Source organism: Nesterenkonia alkaliphila (genome assembly GCF_009758175.1).
Classification (GTDB): domain Bacteria; phylum Actinomycetota; class Actinomycetes; order Actinomycetales; family Micrococcaceae; genus Nesterenkonia; species Nesterenkonia alkaliphila.
This window is the reverse complement of the sequence record NZ_WRPM01000007.1, coordinates 84,117-107,499: the sequence shown is the minus strand read 5'-3', so window position 1 is coordinate 107,499 and position 23,383 is coordinate 84,117. Positions and strand designations below refer to the sequence as shown.

20 protein-coding genes and 1 pseudogene are annotated in these 23,383 nt (G+C 64.0%); 8 read left to right on the top strand and 13 right to left on the bottom strand.

What is annotated here, in order from left to right:
• Positions 1–124 precede the first annotated feature (124 nt).
• Both GNZ21_RS01245 and GNZ21_RS01240 read left to right on the top strand, forming a co-directional pair.
• Positions 125–1,525: a TrkH family potassium uptake protein gene (locus GNZ21_RS01245; protein WP_229659470.1), complete on the top strand. Its 1,401-nt coding sequence runs from the start codon at positions 125–127 to the stop codon at positions 1,523–1,525.
• Positions 1,518–2,186, top strand: coding sequence for a potassium channel family protein (locus tag GNZ21_RS01240; RefSeq protein ID WP_157320598.1), 669 nt, complete (start codon positions 1,518–1,520; stop codon positions 2,184–2,186). The genes GNZ21_RS01245 and GNZ21_RS01240 overlap by 8 nt, the downstream gene beginning before the upstream one ends.
• Here GNZ21_RS01240 and manA read toward each other — a convergent pair.
• Complete coding sequence (gene manA / locus GNZ21_RS01235; RefSeq protein WP_198345936.1) at positions 2,183–3,370, bottom strand: mannose-6-phosphate isomerase, class I; 1,188 nt, start codon at positions 3,368–3,370, stop codon at positions 2,183–2,185. The two genes, GNZ21_RS01240 and manA, sit on opposite strands and share 4 nt — an antisense overlap.
• Before the next feature lie 139 nt (positions 3,371–3,509).
• On the opposite strand from manA, the gene GNZ21_RS01230 reads away from it, so the two are divergent.
• The 3 genes from GNZ21_RS01230 to GNZ21_RS01220 all read left to right on the top strand — a co-directional run bounded on the left by GNZ21_RS01230 (position 3,510) and on the right by GNZ21_RS01220 (position 5,181).
• A complete protein-coding gene (locus tag GNZ21_RS01230) occupies positions 3,510–4,622 on the top strand; it encodes an acetoin utilization protein AcuC (protein ID WP_229659475.1) in 1,113 nt (370 codons plus the stop codon).
• Between the two features lie 124 nt (positions 4,623–4,746).
• The gene (locus GNZ21_RS01225; RefSeq protein WP_081652675.1) at positions 4,747–4,845 is read left to right on the top strand and encodes a 30S ribosomal protein bS22; all 99 of its coding nucleotides are present in this window, start codon (positions 4,747–4,749) and stop codon (positions 4,843–4,845) included.
• Between the two features lie 66 nt (positions 4,846–4,911).
• Positions 4,912–5,181, top strand: a complete 270-nt coding sequence (locus GNZ21_RS01220) for a glutaredoxin family protein (RefSeq protein WP_157320595.1) — start codon at positions 4,912–4,914, stop codon at positions 5,179–5,181.
• Here the strand turns inward: GNZ21_RS01220 and proC are convergent.
• The 8 genes from proC to GNZ21_RS01180 all read right to left on the bottom strand — a co-directional run bounded on the left by proC (position 5,156) and on the right by GNZ21_RS01180 (position 14,889).
• Positions 5,156–6,001, bottom strand: a complete 846-nt coding sequence (proC, locus tag GNZ21_RS01215; protein ID WP_157320594.1) for a pyrroline-5-carboxylate reductase — start codon at positions 5,999–6,001, stop codon at positions 5,156–5,158. The genes GNZ21_RS01220 and proC overlap by 26 nt on opposite strands.
• A complete protein-coding gene (locus GNZ21_RS01210) occupies positions 5,998–9,147 on the bottom strand; it encodes a type I restriction endonuclease subunit R (protein ID WP_188503600.1) in 3,150 nt (1,049 codons plus the stop codon). Before GNZ21_RS01210 ends, proC begins: the two co-directional genes overlap by 4 nt.
• A 65-nt stretch (positions 9,148–9,212) precedes the next feature.
• Positions 9,213–9,527: a type II toxin-antitoxin system RelE/ParE family toxin gene (locus GNZ21_RS01205; RefSeq protein ID WP_188503599.1), complete on the bottom strand. Its 315-nt coding sequence runs from the start codon at positions 9,525–9,527 to the stop codon at positions 9,213–9,215.
• Between the two features lie 2 nt (positions 9,528–9,529).
• The gene (locus GNZ21_RS01200) at positions 9,530–9,808 is read right to left on the bottom strand and encodes a hypothetical protein (protein WP_157320591.1); all 279 of its coding nucleotides are present in this window, start codon (positions 9,806–9,808) and stop codon (positions 9,530–9,532) included.
• A gap of 404 nt (positions 9,809–10,212) precedes the next feature.
• Positions 10,213–10,500: a hypothetical protein gene (locus GNZ21_RS01195; protein ID WP_157320589.1), complete on the bottom strand. Its 288-nt coding sequence runs from the start codon at positions 10,498–10,500 to the stop codon at positions 10,213–10,215.
• Between the two features lie 338 nt (positions 10,501–10,838).
• Entirely contained in the window at positions 10,839–12,005 is a 1,167-nt protein-coding gene (locus GNZ21_RS01190; RefSeq protein ID WP_188503607.1) for a restriction endonuclease subunit S, read from the bottom strand.
• Positions 12,006–12,022: 17 nt separating this feature from the next.
• A complete protein-coding gene (locus tag GNZ21_RS01185; RefSeq protein WP_157320587.1) occupies positions 12,023–13,651 on the bottom strand; it encodes a class I SAM-dependent DNA methyltransferase in 1,629 nt (542 codons plus the stop codon).
• Between the two features lie 11 nt (positions 13,652–13,662).
• Complete coding sequence (locus tag GNZ21_RS01180) at positions 13,663–14,889, bottom strand: hypothetical protein (RefSeq protein ID WP_157320585.1); 1,227 nt, start codon at positions 14,887–14,889, stop codon at positions 13,663–13,665.
• Between the two features lie 163 nt (positions 14,890–15,052).
• Between GNZ21_RS01180 and GNZ21_RS01175 the strand changes: the two genes are divergently transcribed.
• The 3 genes and pseudogenes from GNZ21_RS01175 (at position 15,053) to GNZ21_RS01165 (ending at position 17,742) form a co-directional block, all read left to right on the top strand.
• Positions 15,053–15,190, top strand: coding sequence for a hypothetical protein (locus GNZ21_RS01175; protein ID WP_157320583.1), 138 nt, complete (start codon positions 15,053–15,055; stop codon positions 15,188–15,190).
• A 45-nt stretch (positions 15,191–15,235) separates the two neighbouring features.
• Positions 15,236–15,958: pseudogene (locus GNZ21_RS01170) on the top strand (Abi family protein); the annotation flags it as partial.
• An 80-nt stretch (positions 15,959–16,038) separates the two neighbouring features.
• Entirely contained in the window at positions 16,039–17,742 is a 1,704-nt protein-coding gene (locus GNZ21_RS01165) for an HNH endonuclease signature motif containing protein (RefSeq protein ID WP_157320579.1), read from the top strand.
• Positions 17,743–17,891: 149 nt separating this feature from the next.
• On the opposite strand, the gene GNZ21_RS01160 is transcribed toward GNZ21_RS01165, so the two are convergent.
• From GNZ21_RS01160 to topA, 4 genes are read right to left on the bottom strand one after another with little or no spacing between them, the layout of a single operon-like run.
• Positions 17,892–18,476 (bottom strand): PH domain-containing protein, encoded by a 585-nt coding sequence (locus GNZ21_RS01160; RefSeq protein WP_157320577.1) that lies wholly within the window; start codon positions 18,474–18,476, stop codon positions 17,892–17,894.
• Between the two features lie 15 nt (positions 18,477–18,491).
• Entirely contained in the window at positions 18,492–19,313 is an 822-nt protein-coding gene (locus GNZ21_RS01155) for a sugar phosphate isomerase/epimerase family protein (protein WP_229659469.1), read from the bottom strand.
• Positions 19,306–20,367 carry a Ppx/GppA phosphatase family protein gene (locus GNZ21_RS01150; RefSeq protein ID WP_157320573.1) on the bottom strand — a complete coding sequence of 354 codons (1,062 nt, stop codon included), beginning with the start codon at positions 20,365–20,367 and terminating at the stop codon, positions 19,306–19,308. Before GNZ21_RS01150 ends, GNZ21_RS01155 begins: the two co-directional genes overlap by 8 nt.
• An 18-nt stretch (positions 20,368–20,385) precedes the next feature.
• The gene (gene topA, locus GNZ21_RS01145) at positions 20,386–23,121 is read right to left on the bottom strand and encodes a type I DNA topoisomerase (RefSeq protein WP_188503598.1); all 2,736 of its coding nucleotides are present in this window, start codon (positions 23,119–23,121) and stop codon (positions 20,386–20,388) included.
• Positions 23,122–23,383 lie beyond the last annotated feature (262 nt).

Sequence of the window (23,383 nt, the reverse complement as noted above, 5' to 3'; positions counted from 1 at the left end):
GCCCCGCTGCACAGGGCCGCAGGCGAGCGTCATCGAGGATGATGACGCCTGACTTTCCGACATTTCGACCTTAACTTGGGCCCGATCACCACGGTGACCGGGGCCAAGTCGTATCGTAGTGCTCGTGCCACAAGGGGACGCCGTGCCGAAGGCCGCTCAGCAGACAACGCTGTGGGGTGCCTTCAAGCGTGCCATCAGCACGATGGCCCAGTCCTCCCCACCACGGCTGGCGCTGATCATCTTCGCTGCGGTCATCGCGTTGTTCACCACTCTGCTGATGATGCCCTGGGCCACGCCTGGCGGGAGATCTGCGGCATTCCATGACGCCCTGTTCGTAGCCACCTCTGCGGTGACCGTGACCGGTCTGACTCCCGTCAACACCGCAGACGACTGGTCCCTGGCCGGCCAGATAGTGATCCTGATCGGTATTCAGGTCGGCGGACTGGGCATCATCACCATGGCGGCGCTGCTCGCAGTCTCGGTGACCCGCCACCTGGGCCTGCGCACCCGTCTGGTCGCCCAGGAGGGTATCTCCACGGGCCGCCTGGGCGAGGTGGGGCATCTGCTCAAGACGGTCATCATCTGCTCCGTTGTGGTGCAGGCCGCCCTGGCTGCCGTCCTCATCCCCCGTCTGATAATGCTCGAGGGTGACGCACTGCAGGGCGCCTGGTACGGGCTCTTCTATGCCGTGAGCTCCTTCAACAACGCCGGCTTTGTCATCCACTCCGATGGGCTGGCCGGAGTGGGGAATGACCCGGCAGTCGTGTGGACTGTCATGATCGGAGTGTTCCTGGGCAGCCTGGGCTTCCCGGTCCTCTATGTCCTGTGGAAGCACCGCTGGCACATCAAGCAGTGGTCTCTGCACTCCAAGCTGACCATGGAGGTCACCACCATCCTGCTGTTCGCAGGGGCCGCGATCTACGCCTTCATGGAGTGGAACAACTCTTCGACCATCGGCGAGATGGACCTCTGGGAGAAGCTGCAGAATTCACTCTTCGCCTCAGCCAATATGCGCTCCGGCGGGTTCTCTGTGGTGGAGTCCAACTTGGAGCACTCGGAGACGATGCTGGTGTCCGACGCTCTGATGTTCGCCGGCGGCGGTTCAGCCTCCACCGCCGGGGGCATCAAGGTCACTACGCTGGCAGTCATCTTCCTGGCCTTCCTCGCCGAGGCTCGCGGACACGAGGAGTCCTCGGCCCACGGCCGCACCATTCCTGCCCAGGCCGTGCGCGTGGCCGTCTCGGTGGTCGCCATGGGCGCCACCGCGGTGCTGCTGTCCACCCTGGCGCTGATGACCATCAGCGACCTGGACGTCGGGCGCCCGCTCTATGAGTCCATCTCCGCCTTCGCCACGGTGGGCCTGACCTCAGGGCTCACCGCTGAGCTTCCACCTTCGGGACTCTATGTCCTGACCCTATTGATGTTCACCGGACGTGTCGGCATCATCACTTTCGCCGCTGCTCTGACCGTGCGTCAGCGCCGCGTCCGCTACCGCTATCCAGAAGGAAGGCCGCTCATTGGCTAAGAAACAGCAGACCAATAAGCCCGTTCTAGTGGTCGGGCTGGGCCGCTTCGGCATCGCATTGGCCCAGCAGCTTGTGGACCAGGACAAAGAGGTCCTGGCGGTGGACAGGCACCGCAGTCTGGTGCAGAAATACGCCGACGCCTTCACCCACACTGTTGAGGCCGATGCCACCGATATGGAGGCGCTGCGCCAGCTCGGCGCCGAGGAGTTCGACGCCGCAGTGGTGGGTGTGGGCACCTCCATCGAGTCCAGTGTGCTGGTGGCAGCGAACCTAGTTGATCTCGGGGTCAGCCAGGTCTGGGCCAAGGCCATCAACCCCACCCACGGCAAAATCCTCACCCGTATCGGCTGCCACCACGTGATCTATCCTGAGCATGACGCCGGAGTGCGTGCCGCACACCTGGTGAGCGGGCAGATGATGGATTTCATCAAGTTCGACGACGATTTCGCGATCGTCAAGATGCGCCCGCCCAAGGCCCTGCAGGGCAAGTCCATCGACCAGTCCCAGCCGCGCAAGCGCCACCAGGTCAACGTGGTGGGCGTGAAATCACCGGGCAAGGAGTTCGTCTACGCCCAGCCGGACACCGTAGTCAATCCCGGGGACACGATCGTCGTCTCCGGCGACGTCTCCCAGCTCGAATGGTTCGCTGACCACGCCTAGGGGGAACTCGCACGCCTGGCGGTGGCCAGGAACGCCTGGCCGGCCCCGTGGAATGCCAGCGGACCCGGGCTGGTGTGCAGGAGGAACTGGCCGCGGCTGGCAGTCTGTGCCGCGGCGTCGTCGTTGTCTGTGCTGAGTGTGAACTCTCCCTGCATCACCGCAACCACACTGGGGCTCTGGGTGCTGATCTCGGCATCGCCCGTGATCTCCAGCAGCTCGAAGGGTGCCCCGCGGTCATCCGGTCCCGCCTCGGTGCGGTAGCTGCGCAGCGCCCCCTGCTGCGGCTCAGGCTGCAGCCGTTCCGGGGCACCGAAACTGATGTCCAGGACGTTCAGCAGCTCGGGAACATCAATGTGTTTTCCGGTCAGCCCGCCACGCAGCACATTGTCGCTGGGGCCCATCAGTTCAATTCCAGTCCCGTGCAGGTAGGCGTGGATGTTCCCTGCGGGCAGCCATAGGGCTTCCCCGGCGGCCAGCACCTCGTAGTTGAGCATCAGGGCCACTGCCGCCCCCGGGTCCCCCGGGTACTGAGCCAGCAGCCGGGAGGCCAGTCCCAGCTGCTCAGGGTGGCGTTCGGCCGCGGCTCCCAGCTGGTCCACCAGCAGAGGAATCTCCGCATCCTCGCCGAGCAGCCAGCGCACAGTGCGCGCGATCCCCTGCTCCGCCAGGGTATAGGCCCAGGTCCGCAGCAGAGCCCCGGAGGAGCCTGCACCCTGAGCCACCTGCTCCAGCAGCTCCACGGTCTCTGCCGGGTCACGGAATCCACAGAGCGCCTCGAACCCGTCGGTCAGCGCAACAATCATCTCCGGTTTGGGCCGGGGGTCGCGGTAGTTCCGGCGCGGGGCATCGATCGGAATGCCCGCACTCTGCTCACGCTCAAAGCCCTGTACCGCCTGCTGGGCAGAGGGGTGGGCCTGCAGCGAGAGCGGAGCGGCGGCGTCGAGGATCTTCAGCAGGAAGGGCAGCCGCTGGCCGGTCTGCTGCTCCCACTGGTGCAGATCGTCCCATTCGGACTGCTCATTGAGCACGCGGCTGGGCGATTTCGGATGCGCGCCGAGCCACAGCTCAGCCTCCGGCCCGCCGCTGGGTTCGCGTCCCAGCAGCGCGGAGATGCCGCCCGCTGCGCCCCACGGGTAGGGCATGGAGGCGTTATCGATTCTGATCAGAGCGCTCACTGAATTCATCATCTCATCCTGGGCTGCTGCCCGGTATCGGCAGCCGGTAGGCTTGAGAATTGTGACCCGCCCCTCCCCTGTGCCGCCGCCCACCACAGTGGTCTGGGATCCTGCGCTGCTGGGATACCGGTTCACCGCTACCCATCCCATGGACCCGGTGCGCCTGGAGCTCACCGAGCGGCTGGCCCGTGATCTGGGGGTCTTCGATGCGCCAAACCTGACTGAGGTCTCCCCGGAGATCGCTGAGGACACCGCCCTGGCCGCAGTGCACACCGAGGAGTACATCTGCGCAGTGCACGCCGCCTCCGAGTCTGGCACGGCCTCCCTGGAGCACGGTCTGGGCACCGAGGACACCCCGGTGTTCGAAGGCATCCACACCGGGGCGGCCCGGATCGCCGGCGGCACCCTGCACCTGGCTCAGTCGCTGGTGGCCGGCACCGCGGTGCGCGGGGTGAACTTCGCCGGCGGGATGCATCACGCCGGAATCGCCAAGGCCGGCGGGTTCTGCGTCTACAACGATGCCGCCCTAGCCATCCAGCACCTCCTGGACACCGGTACCCGAAAGGTGGTCTACATCGATGTGGATGCCCACCACGGCGACGGCACCCAGGAGATCTTCTACTCTGATCCCCGGGTGATGACCATCTCGGTCCACCAGTCCGGCACCACTCTCTATCCAGGAACCGGTTTCCCCAATGAGATCGGCGCAGGGCCCGCCGATGGCACCGCAGTGAACATCTCGCTGCCGCCGGGCACCGGCGACGCCGGGTTCCTGCGCGCCTTCCACGCGATCATCCCTCAGGTGGTCCGGACCTTCGAGCCGGAGGTGATCGTCTCTCAGCACGGCTGCGACTCCCATGCCGATGATCCGCTCAGCGATCTGCAGCTGAGCATCGAGGGGCAGCGTCAGCTGGCCCTGGACATCGGGCACCTGGCCGAGGAGCTCACCGAGAACCGCTGGATCGCCACCGGGGGCGGGGGCTACAGCATCCACCAGGTGGTGCCGCGGGCCTGGGCACACCTGACTGCGGTGGCCGCCGGCTCACCCATTCCGCTCAACACTGCGGTCCCAGGCAGCTGGCGGGAGTATGTCCGCAACACCTATGAGGTCAACGCCCCGGAGCAGATGCACGATGATGCCGAACTGTGGTGGAGGACCTGGGAGCTGGGCTACGATCCCGAGGACGCGGTAGACCGTGCGGTCATCCAGACCCGCAAAGAGATCTTCCCGCTCCATGGATTAGACCCGTGGTTTGACTGAGCTTGTCCCACCGCGGCGCGCTCCGCTTGCCGCTGAACCCGCCAGTTCGCCGTCTTTCCGCAGAATCGGTAGACTCTTCCAAGACCTTTTTGGCCTATCCCCTATAGACAAGGACTGTGACCCTATGGGTTCTGTGATCAAGAAGCGCCGCAAGCGCATGGCGAAGAAGAAGCACCGCAAGCGTCTTCGCAAGACTCGCCACCAGCGGCGCAACAAGAAGTGACCCACTTCTTGCACGTACAGTGGACCCCGGTTCTGATACCGGGGTCTTTCTGTGTCCGGAGGAAAAATGTCTGATCATGTCCACGTTGAGGTGCTCACCAAGCCCGGCTGCCACCTGTGCGCCGAGGCCCTGGCCACCACGGAGGCTGCCTGCGCCGAGTTTGGCCTGAGCTACACCGAAACCAATATAGAGAACGACGCCGCCCTCCTCACCCAATTCGCCGAGGAGATCCCGGTGCTGCGCATCAACGGCACCGTCCGGGACTTCTGGAAGTTCGACCCAGCCCGGCTGCGCCGGCTGCTGGCGGAGGCTACTGGCCCCTCAGCTGGCCGGTGATCTCGGCAGCACGGGCCGCGGCCGCCGCGGCGCCGGCCCGGATGGTCTGGCCCATATCTGCGGCATCGAAGGTGCTGATCGCCTGCTCAGTAGTGCCATTGGGGCTGGTGACGTTTCGGCGCAGCTGGGCGGCATCGGCCTTCCCCTGGTTTTCCAGAAGCATCTTTCCGGCACCGTAGATCGTCTCAGCGGCCAGGCCTGCCGCCAGCTCGGGATCCAGGCCCAGTTCAGCCCCCGCTGCGGCCATCTGCTCGGCGAGGTAGAAGGCATAGGCGGGCCCGGAGCCGGCGATGGCGGAGAGCGCATCGATCTGCTCCTCCGGGATCACATGCACCGAGCCTGAGGCGCCGAGCAGCTCGGCCACCAGTTCTACCTGCTGCTGGCTGGTGTGGGTGCCCGCGCTGAGCCCCACCACGCCGGCTCCTACGGAGAGGGGAGTGTTGGGCATAGTGCGGATCACCGGCTGGCCCTCTGCGAGCGCGGCTTCCATCATCTCCAGGGTCACCGCAGCAGCCACCGAGACCACTACCGCACCGGGCTTGAGCGCGTCCTTGATACCGGCACACAGATCGGTGATCTGATAGGGTTTCACGCCCAAAAACACGATCTCAGCCTGGGCAGCTGCGGTGCGGTTGGCGGCGTCGTCGTTCTCCTCAGCCAATACCTGCACACCGTAGTGCTGCGAGCGTCGCTGCGCAGACTCCGAGGAGCGGGAGGTTGCCACGACCTGCTCAGGGCTCACCCCGGAGCTCAGCAGCCCCGTCAGAATGGCCCCGTTCATGGAACCCAGGCCCAGCATCGCAATCTTCGGTCCGGTCATGATCCTCCTTGATTGGCGGCAGTCAGCTGCGCCTGTTCCAGCACCAGCTCAATAGCCTGTTCCTGATGGTCGGGCGGGTATCCATGGATGGCCAGAAGTCTTCGCAGCCTAGAACGCATGCCGGCCTTCACTGAGTCTCGGCTGTGCCAGTCGATGGTGACGGAGTTCTGCACGGAGTGGACCAGATCTACTGTGATGTCGCGCAATTTCTGGTCGCCCATCTCGGTCACAGCGGCACCGTTCTGGGTCAGTGCGTCGTAGAAGGCCAGCTCCCCGATAGAGAGGTTGAGGTCCTGAGCACGCTGCTGCTGGCTCTTCATCTCTTTGGCGACCTTCACCAGCTCAGCGATCACTTCGGCTGCGGTGAGCGCCTGGTTGGTGTACTTCTTCACCGCCGAATCCAGCATTTCGGAGAACTTTTTGCCCGTGACCACATTGGTGCGGCGCACGGTCTTGATCTCATCGTTGAGCAGCTTGCGCAGCATCGCCAGGTGGATGTGCTCTTTGTCTTTCTGGGCGGCGAGCCGGTTGAGGAATTCCTCGTCCAGCAGGGAAAGCTCCGGTTTCTCACGGCCTTCGAACCCGTAGATGTCAATGACCTTATCCGCAGTGATGGCCTCGTTGACGATCTGGCCGATGGCGGTATCCATATCTACTGCCCCGGACCCGCCGTCGCCGGACTCGGGGGCCTGGAATTTGAGGATGGCGGTGCGCACAGCGGTGAGGAGCGCGACGTCGTCCCGAATCTTGGCTGCCTCGTCAGTGGCTCCGCACAGAGCGAAGGCTTTGATGAGAGCCAGGGTCTCATCGAGGAACCGGTCGGTGAGGCTCTTACCCTCCGAGGCGCCATCAGCACCCTGCTCGAGCACATGGTTCATGACGTTCTGGTAGACGCTGATCCGCTCAGCGTCACTCCTCTCCGGGGTCACCCGGTGGTCCACTCCGTGCAGCATGGCGGTGACCACCTCGTACTTCTCCTGCATCACCGCGACCATCTCTTCGATGGGCACCCCCGTAGTGTCCCGGTCAGAGGGAGAGTACTCAGCGAGGGCGTCCTGCAGCCGGGTGAAAATGCCGATGTAGTCCACGATCAGCCCGCCGGTCTTGTCCATGTACCGCCTGTTGACCCGGGCGATGGCTTGCATGAGGCCGGCTCCCTGCATGGTCTTGTCCACGTACATGGTGTGCATGGAAGGAGAGTCGAAGCCGGTGAGCCACATATCCCTGACAATCACCAGTTCCAGAGGGTCAGCGGGGTTTTTGGCCCGGGCTTTGAGCTGATTGCGCTGCTTCTTGTCGTAGAGGTGGGGTTGGAATGCTGCCGGGTCGGAGGCGGAGCCGGTCATCACTACTTTGATTCGGCCTTCGGTGAGGTCCTCGGAATGCCAGTCCGGGCGTAAGGTGGTGATCTTGTTGTAGAGCTCAACGGCGATCCGCCGGCTCATGGTCACAATCATGGCTTTGCCGACCAGCTCGGCGCGCCGGGCCTCCCAGTGCGTTACGATATCCGCGGCGACCAAGTTCAACCGGGCGTCGGATCCCACCACTGCTTCCAGGCGCGCCCACCTGTTCTTGGCTTTCTGCGCCTCGGTCTCCTCTGCCTCACCCACAGCTTGGTCGGCGAGTTTGTCCAGCTCTTCAAGGTCGTCCTTGTCCAGGCCGATCTTCGCCAGCCGGGATTCGTAGAAAATCTTGACTGTGGCACCATCATCCACCGCCCGGGAGAGGTCATAGACGTCGATGTAGTCACCGAAGACCGCTTTGGTGGACTTGTCAGTGGATTCGATCGGTGTGCCGGTGAAGCCCAAGTAGGTGGCGTTGGGCAGGGCATCTCGCATGTACTTGGCGAGCCCGCCACGCAGCTGACCGTCTTTGGTGAACGTGGTCTCCAACCCGTACTGGGAGCGGTGGGCCTCATCAGCGATCACCACCACATTGCGGCGGTCGGTAAGCAGCCGGTCTCCTTCGACGTTCCCGCCGAACTTCTGCAGGGTGGTGAAGATAATGCCCCCGGAGGTCCGCCGTAGCTTATCCCGCAGGTCCTCCCGGGTCTCGGCCTGGATGGGCCGTTCGGGCAGAACAGAGGCCGGGGCGAAGACCTCCTCGTAGAGCTGGTTGTCCAGATCCTGCCGGTCGGTGAGGAACACCAGGGTGGGGTTTCCCATCCGAGGGTCGGTCATGATCTTCCCCGCGAAGAAGACCATTTCGAAGCTCTTGCCTGAGCCCTGCGTGTGCCAGACCACGCCTCCGCGCTTATCGCCTTCAGGGCTTGACGCTGTCACCACAGACTCCACTGCCTTGTTGACCGCCCAGTACTGGTGGTACTTCGCCACACGCTTCACGATGACGTTCTTGGCCTGGCCGCTGGCAGTGGTGGTGGATTCCTCAGAGAACACGATGAAGTTGGCCATCAGATCCAGGAAGCGCTCCGGGGCGAAAACTCCTTGGATCAGCACATCGAGTGAGGGCGTGCCTTTGACGGTGTCGGTGCCGTCGGTGGTTTTCCACGGGGCGTAGTGCTCGAATCCTGCGCTGAAGGTGGCCATCGCGGAGGAGGACCAGTCACTGAGTACTGTGAGCGCGTTAGTCGCGAAGAGCGAGGGGATGTCCTGCCGGTAGGTCTGGACCTGGTTCCAGGCTGATTTGAGGCTGGCGCCAGAGACCGAGGGGCTCTTGAGCTCGAACAATGCCACGGGTATTCCGTTGATGAAGGTCAGAATATCCGGGCGGCGGTCCCGGTTCTCGATGACAGTGAACTGGTTAGCTGCGGCCCAATCATTGATGCCCGGGGTGTCAAAATCGATGAGCTTCAGCCGCTTGGTGCGCTGCTGGCCTGAGTCGCTGTAGGTCACCGGGACCCCGTGGATGAGGAACTCGTGCCGGCGCATGTTCTCCAAGAGGATGTCCTGGTGCTCGGTGCGCTGGAACCGTTTGACTGCCTCGGCCTGCTGTTCGGGGTCGGCGCCGGGGTTGAGCCGAGCCACGGCATCGCGGAGTCGGCCGGTCAGGAAGCTCTGGGACCAGTCTTCACGTTCACTTGTCGGGGAGTCAGGGGCAATATCGGGACCATGCAGGATCTGATAGCCGAGTTGGCGGAGGTGATCCAGGGCGGCCTTCTCTATCGTCTCCTCATCGAATGCCAGCACAGCAGGCCCTCCCTCAACCAGCGCGAGCGATATCCCACCACCCTACAAGCTGGCGGGCCGGGACCTTACAATCGGTCCTCCAAGCGAAGCCTGATCTCGACATCACTCATCGAGGAGTGGTGTACCTCTAGTACGGTAACCACGCCTTCTGAGTACCGATAGACCACCTGATAGCGCTTTCGGAATGTACGCACCTGGAGTTCAGCCCCAGCAACTCTCTGAGACCTCCCGGCGTTGGGATAGACGCCGATGTCCTCGCAGAACTCAATGAGCTCGTCCAGATACATGGCGGCCGCGTTGGCACCCATGTATTCGCATTGGAAAGCTTCGATCTCGGCGAGGTCGTCTTCGGCATCCTCATGGAACGTCACCGGCACCATGATTACGCCGCCTTGACCCGTGCCTCCCTGCGCTGTTGTAGGCGCCGGCGCATCTCGTCTGCAGAAATAGCCTTGGTGGGGTCTTCGTCAAGCTCTTTGAGCCGAGGAATGATGATGTTCTCCACGCGGCGTTCGAAGTCCAATTGTTCGATCACTACGTTGCGGTAGCCGAGCTCGATGGCGTGCTCCATGCTGTCGACAGTGTTGCTCTCCACCGCGCGTTCAAGGACCGCCTGGTCCTCCGGCGAAACCTCGACGGTGTGCTTATAAGGGACTGTCATGGCTGCACCTCCTGCAATTCAGTGTACGACCAGCCCCGGACATGCGGAATGTCAGCCACTTGCCCCGGAGGAGGGCTACCCGCTCCGAGGCGGTTATAGCCGCCCGCTGATCCGTTTCTCGACGCTCTCCTCGCTCATCCACGTTGCGTGCACCTCCAGGACTTTGACGACAGCGTCCTCGTGAACGTAGACCACCACGTGCCGCTTCCGGAACGTGCGCGTCTGCACTTCGACCGAACCGTACCGCCTGTTGCGGCCAGCCTCCGGACAAACACCGATGTCATCAATGAAGTCGTAGATGCTCTCGCCCTAGGCTTCAGCAGCTGCCACTCCGCTGACCTCTGCTCGGTAAAGGACAACATCCCGGAGGTCACGATGGACACCGGGGTGGTATTCCACCGGTGTCATGGCCAGGCGGCTTCTGCGCGCCGTGCGTGCAATTCCTCCCGCATCTTGGCCCGCATCTGCTCTGAGGTGAGAGCGATGGAGGGATTCTCTCGCATCTCCTGGAGCCGGGGAATGATCTTCTCTTCCATACGCGCTTCAAAGTCGAGCTGCTCGGCAACCACGTTCTCGAATCCGAGGTTGGCCGCTTCTGCAAGGTCCTCCACCGTTCCACTCTCGACGGCGCGGTCCAGCACTTCAGCGTGCTCCTCTGGAACCTCGACAGTGATCTGCTTGGTGGTGCCCATAATTCAACCTCCTAAAACTCAGTGTACGCCGCAGCCCGGACACAGGGATCGGCACCCAGCGACGCCGACTCGGCACCCGCTGGGCAGTCGCCTACGACAAGCCGCAGCAAGTACGGTCACACCGTGCTCTACTGCCCAGTCATCGCGCCGCATCCGTCAAACTCGGGCAGTTCCCTACGATGGCACACCCCGTAATCCAATTCGTCGACACGTATTGCCCAGTAAGTCCGGACATGCGAAAAAGGTAGAGGCGCACCCCAGTCGAACGCCCGACACGCCAAACGTCCCGCTCACTCCCGAAGAGTCTCCGCATCGGGAATCCTGCTCAGGAGAGCGACTCAGGCAGAACTGACCACCTCTGCAGCTTCGGGGACCCGGATGCGGCCGGAGAGCAGCTCCGGTAGGAGCGCATCGCGCAGAGCCGCCAGCTTCTGGTTCTCGTCGGTAAGTTGATTCATGCGTTCAATGAGGGGGTTGCACCGCTCGGAGAGACCCTCGCGCTGTCCCAAGGTCAAGGCTGGAACTGGCCATTCAGAGAGGTCCTTCCACGACGCGCGAGGCATTCTCGTGCCAGTGGCCGATGCGGAAACGGAGTCGATCAGCTCCTGGGAAGATGCCACGGTGGCCACTAACGCGAGATCGATGGTCTCGTAGGGACGCAAAACAAGTATGTCCGTGGAACAGACTCCGTCCAAAGGCGCGATTCCCACCTTGCGGAAGTAAGGACGGAGCTTCCCGAATAACACGTCATTCTGCTCAAACGCCGCTTTCTGACTACCGACGTCTTCTGCGGAGTCCCAACTGTCTAAGGCGATCGAACCCCGTGGCATATGCTCCAACCCGATATATGCGTCCTCGGCCGACATCTGTTCCGGAGCAACCTTGTCCTTGACCAGGAAGCACAAATCCCCCAGCTTCATGTCATCAGGGAAAGACGCCTGTAGCTCTGCGTTCACCGTGGCGCGCAATAGTTCTTGAGACAGATGTTGAAGGCGGCGGTTTGAGTCGATCTTGTCGTCCAGGGCACCCAGCGTTGCTGCGATCCCCCGCTGCTCCTCGAGGGGTGGGAGACGCAAGGGGAACTCGGGGAACTCTTTGAGCATGATGCGGTCAACTGTCGAGCCATGCACTGTGCGTTGCCGAATCTCTTCTTGAAACTCTGGCCCCAGATAGGCGAAAAGGAGGAACTGCGGGTCGACTAGTTGTGTATTCGGTCGAATCAGTGCGAGCCTACGCCCGAGGCAACACCGCAACCCCGCAGGAACGATAGCCGCTTCACCAATCCTAGTCTCGTAGGAAAACACCACGTCTCTCGCTCGCGGAGTCACCCGCCGAGTCCACTGGGCGAAGTCCTCTTCGCTAAGGTGAGCACTCTTCGCGAGGTCAAGACGCCCATTTTCTATACTCGAGATGCCTAAGAAGACTGGTCCGCTCGTCGCAGTCTTAGTGGATTTTGGAGTGGCGTGAGGACCATCGAATACTTCGCCGATTTCACCAATCGGCACTGTTCGCCAGTGACCACTCACCCCAGACCCTCCAATCTCTCCCGGATGGTCTGCTCCAGTTCGCGGCCGCGGTCGAACTCGGCGTACAGCTCCGCGGTAAGCCGTTCAATCTTCTCCTGGATCGGTTCACCGTCGTCCTCGACCTCCTCGGCACCCACGTACCGACCAGGGGTGAGCACAAAGTCGTGGTGGGCAATCTCCTCAGCTGTTGCCGCTTTCACGAAGCCTGGGACGTCGCGGTACCCTCCATCCTTATTCCTCCAGGCGTGGTAAGTATCCGCGATCTTGGCGACGTCGTCATCATCTAGCACGCGCAGCTTGCGGGACTCCATGCGGCCCAGCTTGCGGGCGTCGATGAACAGCACCTCGCCCTTGCGCTCCCGGTGCCCGTTGCCGTGCCGGTTGCGGCTGAAGAACCAGAGGCTGACCGGGATGCCGGTGTTGAAGAACAGCCGGTCGGGCATCGCCACAATACAGTCCACCAGGTCAGCCTTCACCAGGTTCCGGCGGATCTCTCCCTCGCCCCCGGACTTGGAGGACAACGACCCGTTGGCCAGCACAATCCCGGCCGTGCCGTTGGGCGCCAGGTGGTGGATGAAGTGCTGCACCCAGGCGAAGTTGGAGTTCCCCTTGGGCGGCAGGCCGAACTCCCAGCGGGGGTCGTCAGCCAGTTTGGCATCGAACCAGTCGTCCTGGTTGAACGGCGGGTTCGCGATCACGAAGTCCGCCTTCAGGTCCGGGTGCAGGTCCTCGGTGAAGGAGTCCGCAGACTTGTTCCCCAGGTCGGCCTCAATGCCGCGGATGGCCAAGTTCATCTTGGCCAGCTTCCATGTGGTGTGGGTGTACTCCTGGCCATAGATCGAGATGTCAGTCTGCGCGCCGCCATGAGCCTTCACGAACTCAGCCGACTGCACAAACATGCCGCCGGAACCGCAGGCAGGGTCAAACACCCGGCCCGCGTACGGCTCCAGCATCTCCACCAGGGTCTTGACCACCGAGCGCGGCGTGTAGAACGCCCCGGCGTCCTTCCCGGTCTCCTTTCCAGCGAACTGGCCCAGGAAGTATTCATAGACCCGGCCTAGCACGTCGTCGGACCCGTGGTCATCGGTGGTGGTAAAGCCGATATTGCCGACCAAGTCCACCAGCTGCCCGAGCCGCCCCTGGTCCAGACCCTCACGGGCGTAGTTGCGCGGCAGCACTCCGCGCAGGGTGGGGTTCTCCTTCTCGATCAGATCCATGGCCGAGTCGATCAGTTCGCCAATTGCCGGGGTCTTGGCCCGTTCCTGAAGGAACTGCCAGCGAGCCTCCTCCGGCACCCAGAACACATGGTGGGAGGCATACTCATCCCGGTGCTCAAGGAACTGGGGGATCTGCTCCGCGGGGATGCCCTCGGTGCGCAGTTCAACCTCAAGCTGCTCACGGCGCTCGGTGAACCGGTCGGAGATGTACTTCAGGAAGATCAGGCCCAGCACTACGTGCTTGTACTCGCTGGGCTCCTGGTTGCCGCGCAGGAGGTCCGCGGCCTCCCAGAGCCGCTGCTCCAAGGTCTTCTGCTTGGCCGCGGCAGACTTCTTGGCCCGTTGTGCGGTGCCGGGGGCAGAAGGTGCTGGTGCGGTTTCAGTGGTGTTTGGCGGCGGCGTCCCCATGAGTGTTTACCCTACCGGGCGGCAGGGAGTTCCTCGGAATAGCCGAGGAACCGGGACCGGGCGTCGAAGATCGCTTGGACAACTGCTGGCCGCAGGGAAGCAGGCACCCGGTGGGCATCCTCCCCGCCCTGAAGGATGCCCAGGCGGGCGAGAGCAGCCATCAACATCCTCGGCCGGACAGCCAGCAGGTTCATCTCAGGAGGTGCAGTCTCTGCGGCCGGGTCATCCTCCCGGTGCAGAGCATCCACGAGCAAACCGATGATGACCGGAATGCTGCGCTGCCCCAGCATGGCAAGGAAACCATCCCGCTGGAACGGTTCAGCCTCCTCCTGCAGAGCTGCACCAATGAACGCAGTGACGAAGTCCTCCCGAAGCTCCAGGGCCACCAGCGGATGAGAAGACATCCAGTCATCGGCGGCCGGACCCGGATAGACCTTAGTGGAGCCCAGTTCAATGATCTCCATCTCCAGGAGCGCCTTCCACCAGGCCGCCAGCTCCGGGAGCTCCCACATGCTCAGCACCTTGGTCTTCGCCGTGCTCTGCTGGATAGTGAGCCCCTCGCCGCTGAACAGGGCACCTTCGGTAACTTCCGGCGGGACGGCGTCGTCCCTCTTGTTGACCCCTTCAGCAGGAATGCCCAGCATGGCGGCAACCGGTTCGACATCCTTCCTGCGCAGCCCGCCCTTCTGGGTCGCCGGGGCGCTGGGGCCCATCCAATAGAGAAAACTGTCTACTGCGGACACCACTGTGGTGGCACGAAGGTCCTGAAGGCGGGTTTCGGCGCTGGGGCGTGAGTCCTCTGCGAGGAACCGGGTGAGCAGGAAAGCGGGGTCGTGGATCCGGTCCAGCTCGTCATGCACCACTGACATCGCCTGGATCAGCGCCCCAGAATCTACGGCTGCACCCGGGTATTCCTGGAGGAAGTGCAGGTAGTCATGGAGAGTTTCGACTACTGGCAGGTAGATGTCCTCCTGCTGCTCCCGGCTGCTGCCCAGCATCTCTGCCAGAAAGTCAGGGTCCGGTGGAAGGACGGGCGTGGCACCGTTGGGCGATCGGGCCTCCAGCAGCATCTGCAGCACGGCCACGACGTCGTCCGGCTCACCACCGGCACTGCCATGCCCCTCATGGAGCCAGGTCCTGAAATCCAGGAGAAGGTCGTCGACCCTGCGGCGCGAGGCGGACTTTGCGGAGGCCTGACGAGCTGGGTTGCCTCGAGACTTCTTCCTACGCTTCGACATACGCCTAGCCTATGCGGCATTCCGGTCGGCGTGAGCCAGGACGTGCATCAGCATGAGTGGACGTTCAGCGTCTCCGGGGGTGCCGCTAATGTGAGTTTATTCGGACAGGAAGGACCAGACAGCTGAGGCAAATGCAAGGAGGGCAGTCTCAATGCTGGCAGGCATGAATGCAGCCACTTATGCCACCCCGGAGGATCATGCTGACCTGCTGCGGCTGCGTGGACTGCGGGATGTGGAACAGCACCTGGACCAGGTGCGCGGCACCGGATGGTTCAGGCCCAGCCGGTACTGGCGCGCCTAGAAGCTTGATGCCGACACCACTCCCGACGGCACCTCACTATTCCGTGACGGGGCTACGTTGGGAGACGTGCTGGCGCTGAACCAGTTCGACCAGCAGTTGCGCACCGCACTCGGCGGACTGTTCGGCAGTGTAGAGATTGCTCAGCGTGCACGGATCGGTGAAACCTTGGGGCGGCGCGATCCGCAGGCCCATCTGCGCCCTGATTTCCTCCAGGGCGGCCTGGATCCTGCTGCCCATAAGCACTTCCACACGGAGTACAAGAACGTGGTGAAGTGGACCAAGGACCCTGTGATCCAACGCTACGCCAAGGAATACGGGACTGACGAGCTGCCGCTCTGGATTGGGCTGGAGGGTCTGAACCTGGGGCTGCTGATACAGCTGTACCGTTTCATGTCGCGGCCATTGCGGCAAGAAGTCGCTGACGCCTTCGACGCCTCAGCCAAAGAACTGGGCTCCTGGCTCCGGCGGATTCGTGAACTGCGCAATCTCAGCGCCCATCACCAGGTGATCTGGAATGCACGGACGCCGTCACCGGTACGCACCACGGAACGGCGGCACTGCTTGGTGCTCCAGCACCTGGAGCAGGGAGACACCCGCACCTACCTCACAGTGGCTGTGGCCAACTTTCTGGCCAAGCAGGTCCAGGACTTCGCCGCCGTGGAGGCAACCCGCTCTGCGCTGCTGCAGTTCCCCGATGTACTTCAGTTCGACGTGCACAGCCTGGGCGCTCCCTACGGCTGGGAACATACGAGCCTCTGGCATGTGTAAGCTGTGTGCCGACGGCTCATTGCCTGGGGATTGCTGCATCGGATCGGGAGCATGTCCGGACCTAATCCTAGAATGGGAACATGACTTCGAACACAGTCTCTGCGACCCCGGCGGCACCGACGGATAAGTCCGCACCCGCGGTGAGCGCTGAGCCCGTGACCGCACCGGTGCTGCCTGAGGCGTATGAGGACCTGGCCGGGCAGCCGGAGCTGGCCGCCGCCTGGGAGGCGGAGGTGGCTGCCCGCCGAGCGGAGGCTGTGAAGCTGCAGGCTCTGTTGGAGTACCAGGAACGGCGGCTGGCCGAGGAGGACACTGAGCGTCCCTTCGCCAAGGAGTCGCTGCTGAAGCGGATTCGCCGGGATGCTGCGCTGATGCTCGGAGTCCCTGAGGCTGAGGTGCGGCGGTTGCTCTCAGCTGCTGCCACAGCCCTGGACTGGGTGCCGAGGACATGGGAGTTGTACCGGGACGGGCAGATCGATTTCACCCGACTTGCCAAGGTCGCCTCCGGAGCCTCAGCGCTGGTGGAGACCAACAGCGGGCACCAGGAGCTGCAGAAGCAGCTCACCTGCGCCTTGGACCAGTCCGCGGCAGCCGCAGCACCGCAGGAGAACGTCAATACTCTGGGCCGGATTGTCCGCGACACTGTCAACCACTTGGACGCTGAGGGGCACCAACGGCGCTGCGAGCGAGCCCGGGGACTGCGGTCCGTGACGGTCACACACCATGACTATGGGATGTCCACGCTGCGCGCATATCTGCCCACCGAGGTGATCGCACCCCTGGAGGAGGACCTCCACACTGCGGCGAAGTCCATGTCCCGCCGGCCGAAGCCTACTCCTGCACTTCAGGACGATGAGACTCCGCCAGCTGGTCTTGACCAGGCAGGTTCCGCCGATGCTGACGCTGCAGGCCCGGAACCGGCCGGGGCTGCCTACGGCAACCGGATGGCCGACGCGCTGGCGGCCTGGCTGAGCGATGCCGCGGCCGCCCAGAGCAGTTCTGCAGCCCGCGCCGTTCAGCCTCCGAGCACTGCCGCCGCAGAGGGAGCTCGCAGCACAGTGCCGCCGCGGGCTGGTGCCACGATCAACATCACTGTTCCCCTGGACACTGTGACCGGTACTGGCGATGCTCCGGCTGTCAGCGTCGATGGGCGGTTCTCAATCCCGGCCTCTCAGGTCCGGGCCATGGCCAGCGACTCAGATGCCCAGCACTGCTATTACCTCACCGGAACAGAAACCAAGGGCGAGGATGAGTCCCCGAGGGTTGTGCGGATAGTCAAAGCAGGCAAGACCAATCCGGTGGCCGCCGCGATCCGGAAGCTCGGCACCGGTTCCGCGGAGAGGGCAGAGCCGGAGCTTCTGCACCAGCAGCTGGTGGAGCAGATCATGGCCGGGACCAACCTGTTGGAGAACAGGTCAGGGGCGCGGTTCGTCACCGGGCGCCTCAGGGAGGGTATCCTGCTGCGTGATGGTCAGTGCCAAGCCGTCGGATGCACTGCACCCGGATACGCCTCCGAGATCGACCACAAGACCAGTTTCGAGTCCGGCGGGAGCACTGACGCCGCGAACTCCTGGGTGCTGTGCCGCACTCATCACGACCTCAAAGGCCGCGGGCTCCTGCCCGAAGCCGGAAACTCCTCCGGAACAGCAACAGGCAGTGGTTCACCGGAACCTGACCCGCCCGGCAGCTCCTCGCGTGGACAGCGGCGCCCACCACAGCGGGCCCGCCTGCCGGACTTCGACTCCGCCCCACCACCAGCGTGGGCCAGCGGAGGCGAACCCTGAGAGCCCGCAGGTGCGACCCCTGAGAGTCCACAGCCGAACCCTAAGAGCCATCGGTGATCAGGCTGCCCGGCAGCTCCTCGGCCCCCTCAGAGATGAAGCTCAGCGCTGGGCAATAATCAGAGGCCGGCAATGACAGAGCTGGGCAAAAATCAGAGCTGAGCAATGATCTCGGCACGCTTGGCCTGGTACTCGGACTCCATCAGCATGCCCTGGTCATAGAGCTCCCGCAGGGCTCTGAGCCGCTGGGCGGCATCGGGGTGCGGCTCTGCACGTGACATCCCGCCGTAAGGCGCGGGGGCATCGGCGTAAGGCAGCGGGGACCCGTGGCCGTATTGGCCGTATTCGGCGTCATCACCCGGCCAGGCCAGAGCCGCCCGAATCCGGGCCTCCATCCGCGCGGCGTCCTCGGCCTCCATTGCGCTGAACTTCAGGGAACCGGTCAGGCTTTCAATGGTCAAGGTGTTGTTGATCCAGCCACGCTTACTGTGAACAGCGGTGATCGTCTCCGCGGGCCGTTCCTGGAACTCCCGGCCACCCATCCCCGCACGCAGGCCGAAGACCCGATGCGTGGTCAGCACCGCGATCCCCTGCCCGCCATTGAAGGAGGCCGAGGCGATCTCCAGGACGGCCTCCTGGGGCTGCAGCACCTTCGGCAGTGCCCGGAACTCCGCCCAGGTCCAGAATCGGCTGGCCATCCGCTCTCGCGCCTCGGCGATCTGCTGCTTGTGACCCATAGGTCCAGAATATCCTCAGCCCTGCTGGCCCAGGTGCTCGCGGGCGAAGGCCAGGGACTCCGCGAGCATCCGCTCCCGCTCGCCGACCTTATTGCGGGCGGCACGGGTGGATACCTCCACAGCCACCGCACCCTGGAAACCGCCGTCACCGAACTCCGGGTCGGCGATCAGCTGCATGGCCTCCTGAACCCGCTGGTTGCCGTGGCCCGGTACCAGGTGGTCATCCTTGAACCCGTTGGACCAACCGTCGGTCAGGTGCACATGCCGCAGCCGGGAGCCCAGGGCTTTCATGTTCTCGTAGGAATCGTCCTCCGCGGTGGCAGCATGGGAGAAGTCCCAGGTCACATGGCGGTAGCCGAAGGGCACCGGGTTCCAGTGCGGTAAGTACATCTTGGCCTCACGCCCGCCGGCCCGCCAGGGGTACATATTCTCCACCGCGATCACCACGCCGGTGCGCTCCTCGATCTCATCCACCAGTTCGGGGAACCGTACGGCATAGTTGCCCTGCCAGCGGAAGGGCGGATGGGCTACGACGACGCCGCACTCCACTCCCCGTGCCAGCTCGGCTGACTTCCAGAGCTTGTCCTCCGCGGAGCCCCAAACCTGCTGGGTCAACAGCAGGGTGGGTGCGTGGATGGAGAGCACCGGCAGGCCGAACCGCCAGGAATGCTCGTTGAGCACACTGGCCTGCTGAGTCTCAGCACGGTGGGTGACCATGATTTCCACCCCGTCATAGCCGAGGTCCTCAGCCGTGGAGAAGGTCTCCGCCACGCCCAGGGGATAGACCGATGACGAACTCAGCGCCACCGGGATTCGCGGGAGGTGATGCTCAGGCACGGGCATGCTCCACGTGGATGGCCTTCACATCCTTATGGGTGGGCCGGCGCAGCTCGCGGGCCAGGTCTACCTGCCCCACCGCAGGGGCGTGGGCGATCTCCACTGACCCCTCCCGGGAGAGGGTGTCCAGTCTGCGCAGGATCAGGCCCTCCCGCAGCGCCCAGGGGCAGATGGTCAGCTCCTCGATCCCGAAGGTCTTCATGGCTGTCTCTGCCACCAGGGCACCGGCGAACACCTGCGCAGCGCGCATCTCGGAGACTCCGGGCAGCTTGGCCCGCTCGTTGGGTGAGATCTCGCCCAGCTGTTTGACCAGGGGTTTGAGGTCCTTCAGGCTCAGCGTGCGCTTCACATAGGGGCCCTCCGCCGAGGGCGCCGAACCGGTCAGCCGGGCCAGGGACCGGAAGGTCTTGGAGGTGGCGGTGACCTCCAGCTGCTCCTTCAGCTGCGGGAACTCCCGCCGAGCTGCCTCGATCTCCTCGCGCACATAGGACTTCAGCTCCTTGATCTCGGTCTTGGCCGGAGCTGTGTCCTCATCCAATGTGCTGGGCAGGAAGTCCCGGGTCAGGCGACCGGCACCCAGCGGCACCGAGAGCGCGGTGGAGGGCAGCTCGTCCTGGCCGTAGGCAAGCTCCAGAGAGCCGCCGCCGATGTCGAAGTTCAGGATGTGCCCGGCGGACCAGCCCCGCCAGCGGCGCACCGCGAAGAATGTCATGGCTGACTCCTGGGCCCCGCTGAGCTCGGTGAGCTCCACCTGGGTCTCGGACTGGACCCGGGCGATGACCTCGGCCCCGTTGGCGGCGTCACGGACTGCGGAGGTGCAGAAGCTGAGCATGTCCTCGGCCCGGTGCCGGGCGGCGAACCGTACCGCCTCGGAGATGAACCCGATCAGCTCATCCTGGCCGGCCTCGGTGATCGCGCCCTCGGAGTCCAGGTACTTCACCAAGGACAGCGGGCGCTTATGAGAGGCGAAGGCTTCCGGCTTGGCCCCGATGTGGGCATCCACCAGCAGTAGGTGCACTGTGTTGGAACCGATGTCCAGAACGCCTAGGCGCATGGGACTCCCCCTGTCCGGCTATGCCTTCGACGCGGTCTTGCGCCGCCCGCCGGACTTCTTGGGAGCGGGCCCCTTGGCACGCTTCTCCGCCAGCAGGGAGAAGGCCTGTTCCTTGGTCAGCTGCTCCAGGGTCACCGAACGGGGCACGGTGACATTGGTCTGCCCGTCGGTGATGTATGGGCCGAACCTGCCCTCCTTGACCACTACCGGCTTCTCGGTGATCGGGTCGGTGCCGAACTCCGCAAGCGGCGGCTTGGCCGCCCCCCGTCCGCGCTGCTTGGGCTGGGCGTAGATCTTCCGCGCCTCCTCCTCGGTGATGCTGAACAGCTGCTCCTCATCCTGCAGCGGACGAGTGTCAGTGCCCTTCTTCAGATAGGGCCCGAACCGCCCGTTGAGCGCCAGGATCTCCTCGCCGTCCTCACCAGTGCCCACGGTGCGGGGCAGCGAGAGCAGCTTGAGGGCATCCTCGAGAGTCACCGTCTCCAGGGACATCGACTTGAAGAGGCTGCCGGTGCGCGGCTTGGGCTTGGGCGGCTTCTTCTTGGGCTTGGGCTTGCCGTTCTTGTAGTACTCGGTGGGCTGAGCGTCCAGATGGGCCTGGATCTCCTCCTCTGTGGGCTCCGGAATCACCTCGGCGACGTAGGGGCCGTAGCGGCCGTCCTTCGCCACGATCTCCCGGCCGGTCTCCGGGTCAGTGCCCAGCACCCGCCCGGAGAGGGAAGCCTGTTCGAAAAGCTCCTCGGCCTTAGCCTTGGTCAGCTCGTCGGGGGCCAGCTCGGCAGGGATATTGGCCCGGTCGAGTTTGATCTCACCGTTCTCATCGGCCTCGCCATCGGGGTTGGGGCGCTCCAGGTAGGGACCGTAGCGGCCTACCCGGACCTCCACGCCCTCGGTCACCTCAATGGTGTTCACGGCCCGGGCATCGATCTCCCCGAGGTTCTCCACCACGTTCTTCAGGCCCTCCTCGGCGCTGGAGGCGCCCAGGTAGAAGCCCTGCAGCCAGGCCTCACGCTCGATCTCACCGCGGGCGATCTGGTCCAGATCATCCTCCAGCCGGGCGGTGAAGTCATAGTCCACGTAGCGGCCGAAATGTTCCTCCAGCAGACTGATCACACTGAATGCCGTCCAGGATGGCACCAGGGCGGAGCCGCGCTTGGTGACATAACCGCGGTCCATGATCACTGAGATGGTGGGCGCATAGGTGGAGGGCCGGCCGATCTCCCGCTTCTCCAGTTCGGCCACGATGGTGGCCTCGGTGTAGCGGGCCGGTGGGGAGGTCTCGTGGCCCTTGGCCTCGATGTCCTCACCGGTCAGCGCGTCGCCCTCAGCCAGCTTGGGCAGCCGCTTATCCGAGGCCTTCTCCGGTTTGTCACTGGAGCCGGCGTCGTCGTTGTCTCTGATCTCCTCATAGGCGGCCAGGAACCCGGGGAAGGTGATCACCGTGCCGGAGGCCCCAAAGGTGGCCTTCCGCCCGTCGGATGCCTGCCCGGTCAGCCGCACACTGGCGGTGAAGCCCTTGGCATCGGCCATCTGGGAGGCCACCGTGCGCTTCCAGATCAGCTCGTAGAGCTTGAACTCGTCAGCGGTGAGTTCGTTCTTGACCTGGCGCGGGGTGCGGAAGGAGTCCCCGGCCGGGCGGATCGCCTCATGGGCTTCCTGGGCGGTCTCATTGCGCCGGGCGTAGAACCGGGGCTTCTCGGGCACCGACTCGGCCCCGTAGAGCTCACTGGCCTGTTTGCGCGCGGCGTTGAGCGCCTGGCTGGAGAGCGTGGTGGAGTCGGTACGCATATAGGTGATGTAGCCGTTCTCATACAGCCGCTGCGCCACCTGCATCGTGGTGCGGGAGGAGAAGCGCAGCCGGCGGGCCGCATCCTGCTGCAGGGTGGAGGTGATGAACGGCGGCTGCGGGCGGCGCGAGTACGGCTTGTCCTCCACTGAGTCCACACTGAAGGCGGCACCGGTGAGCCCTTCAGCCAGCGACTCTGCATCCTCCTTATCGAGAACGACGACGCCGCGGCGGGACTCTTTCAGCTCACCTTTGTCCGTGAAGTCGGAGCCGGCAGCAATCCGCTGCCCGTCGACCGAATGCAGCTTAGCGGTGAAGGTCTCCTGGGATTCGGTGGCGAAGCTGCCGGTCAGATCCCAGTAGCCGGCGGGAATGAACGCCATCCGCTCACGCTCGCGGTCCACCACCATCCGGGTGGCCACCGACTGCACACGGCCGGCCGAGAGCCCCTTGCCGACCTTGCGCCAGAGCACCGGGGAGATCTCGTAGCCGTAGAGCCGGTCCAGGATGCGCCGGGTCTCCTGGGCGTCCACCAGGTCATTGTCGATCTCCCGGGGGTTCTCCATGGCCCGGGTGATGGCCTCTTTGGTGATCTCAGTGAAGCTGAGCCGGTAGGTGGGGACCTTGGGCTTGAGCACCTCATAGAGGTGCCAGGCGATGGCCTCACCCTCGCGATCGGCATCGGTGGCCAGGTAGAGCTCGTCGGCTTCCTTGAGCTGCCTCTTCAGCTCACGGACCTTGGACTTCTTGGACTCGGAGACCACGTAGTAGGGCTCGAACCCGTTGTCCGGGTCCACTGCGAACTTGCCGAAGGGGCCCTTCTTCATGTCCGCGGGCAGATCCGAGGGCTGCGGGAGGTCACGGATATGGCCCGCGGAGGCGTCCACGATGAAGTCATCGCCCAGGTACTTGGCGATGGAACGGGACTTGGCCGGGGACTCAACAATGACCAACTTCTTGCCTGACACGGAACTCCTTGGGCTCTACAGTGCGGTGCGGTGCTCACTATAACAGCGGCACGACAGCCCACGACGCCGCCCGTCTCGCCTTCGGCGGCTGCGGGAGCCGCCGCGCAGCCCTAGCGCCATGCCCTGAGGTGGCCCGCACAGTCGCCAACGCCTCTGCCTGGGTCCCTGAGGGCACAGTTCCTTGGGTCGCCTGAGGGCATAGGTGCCTGAGCTCACGGTTCCCGAAGCTCACCCTTCCCTGAGGGCACAGATCCCTGAGGGC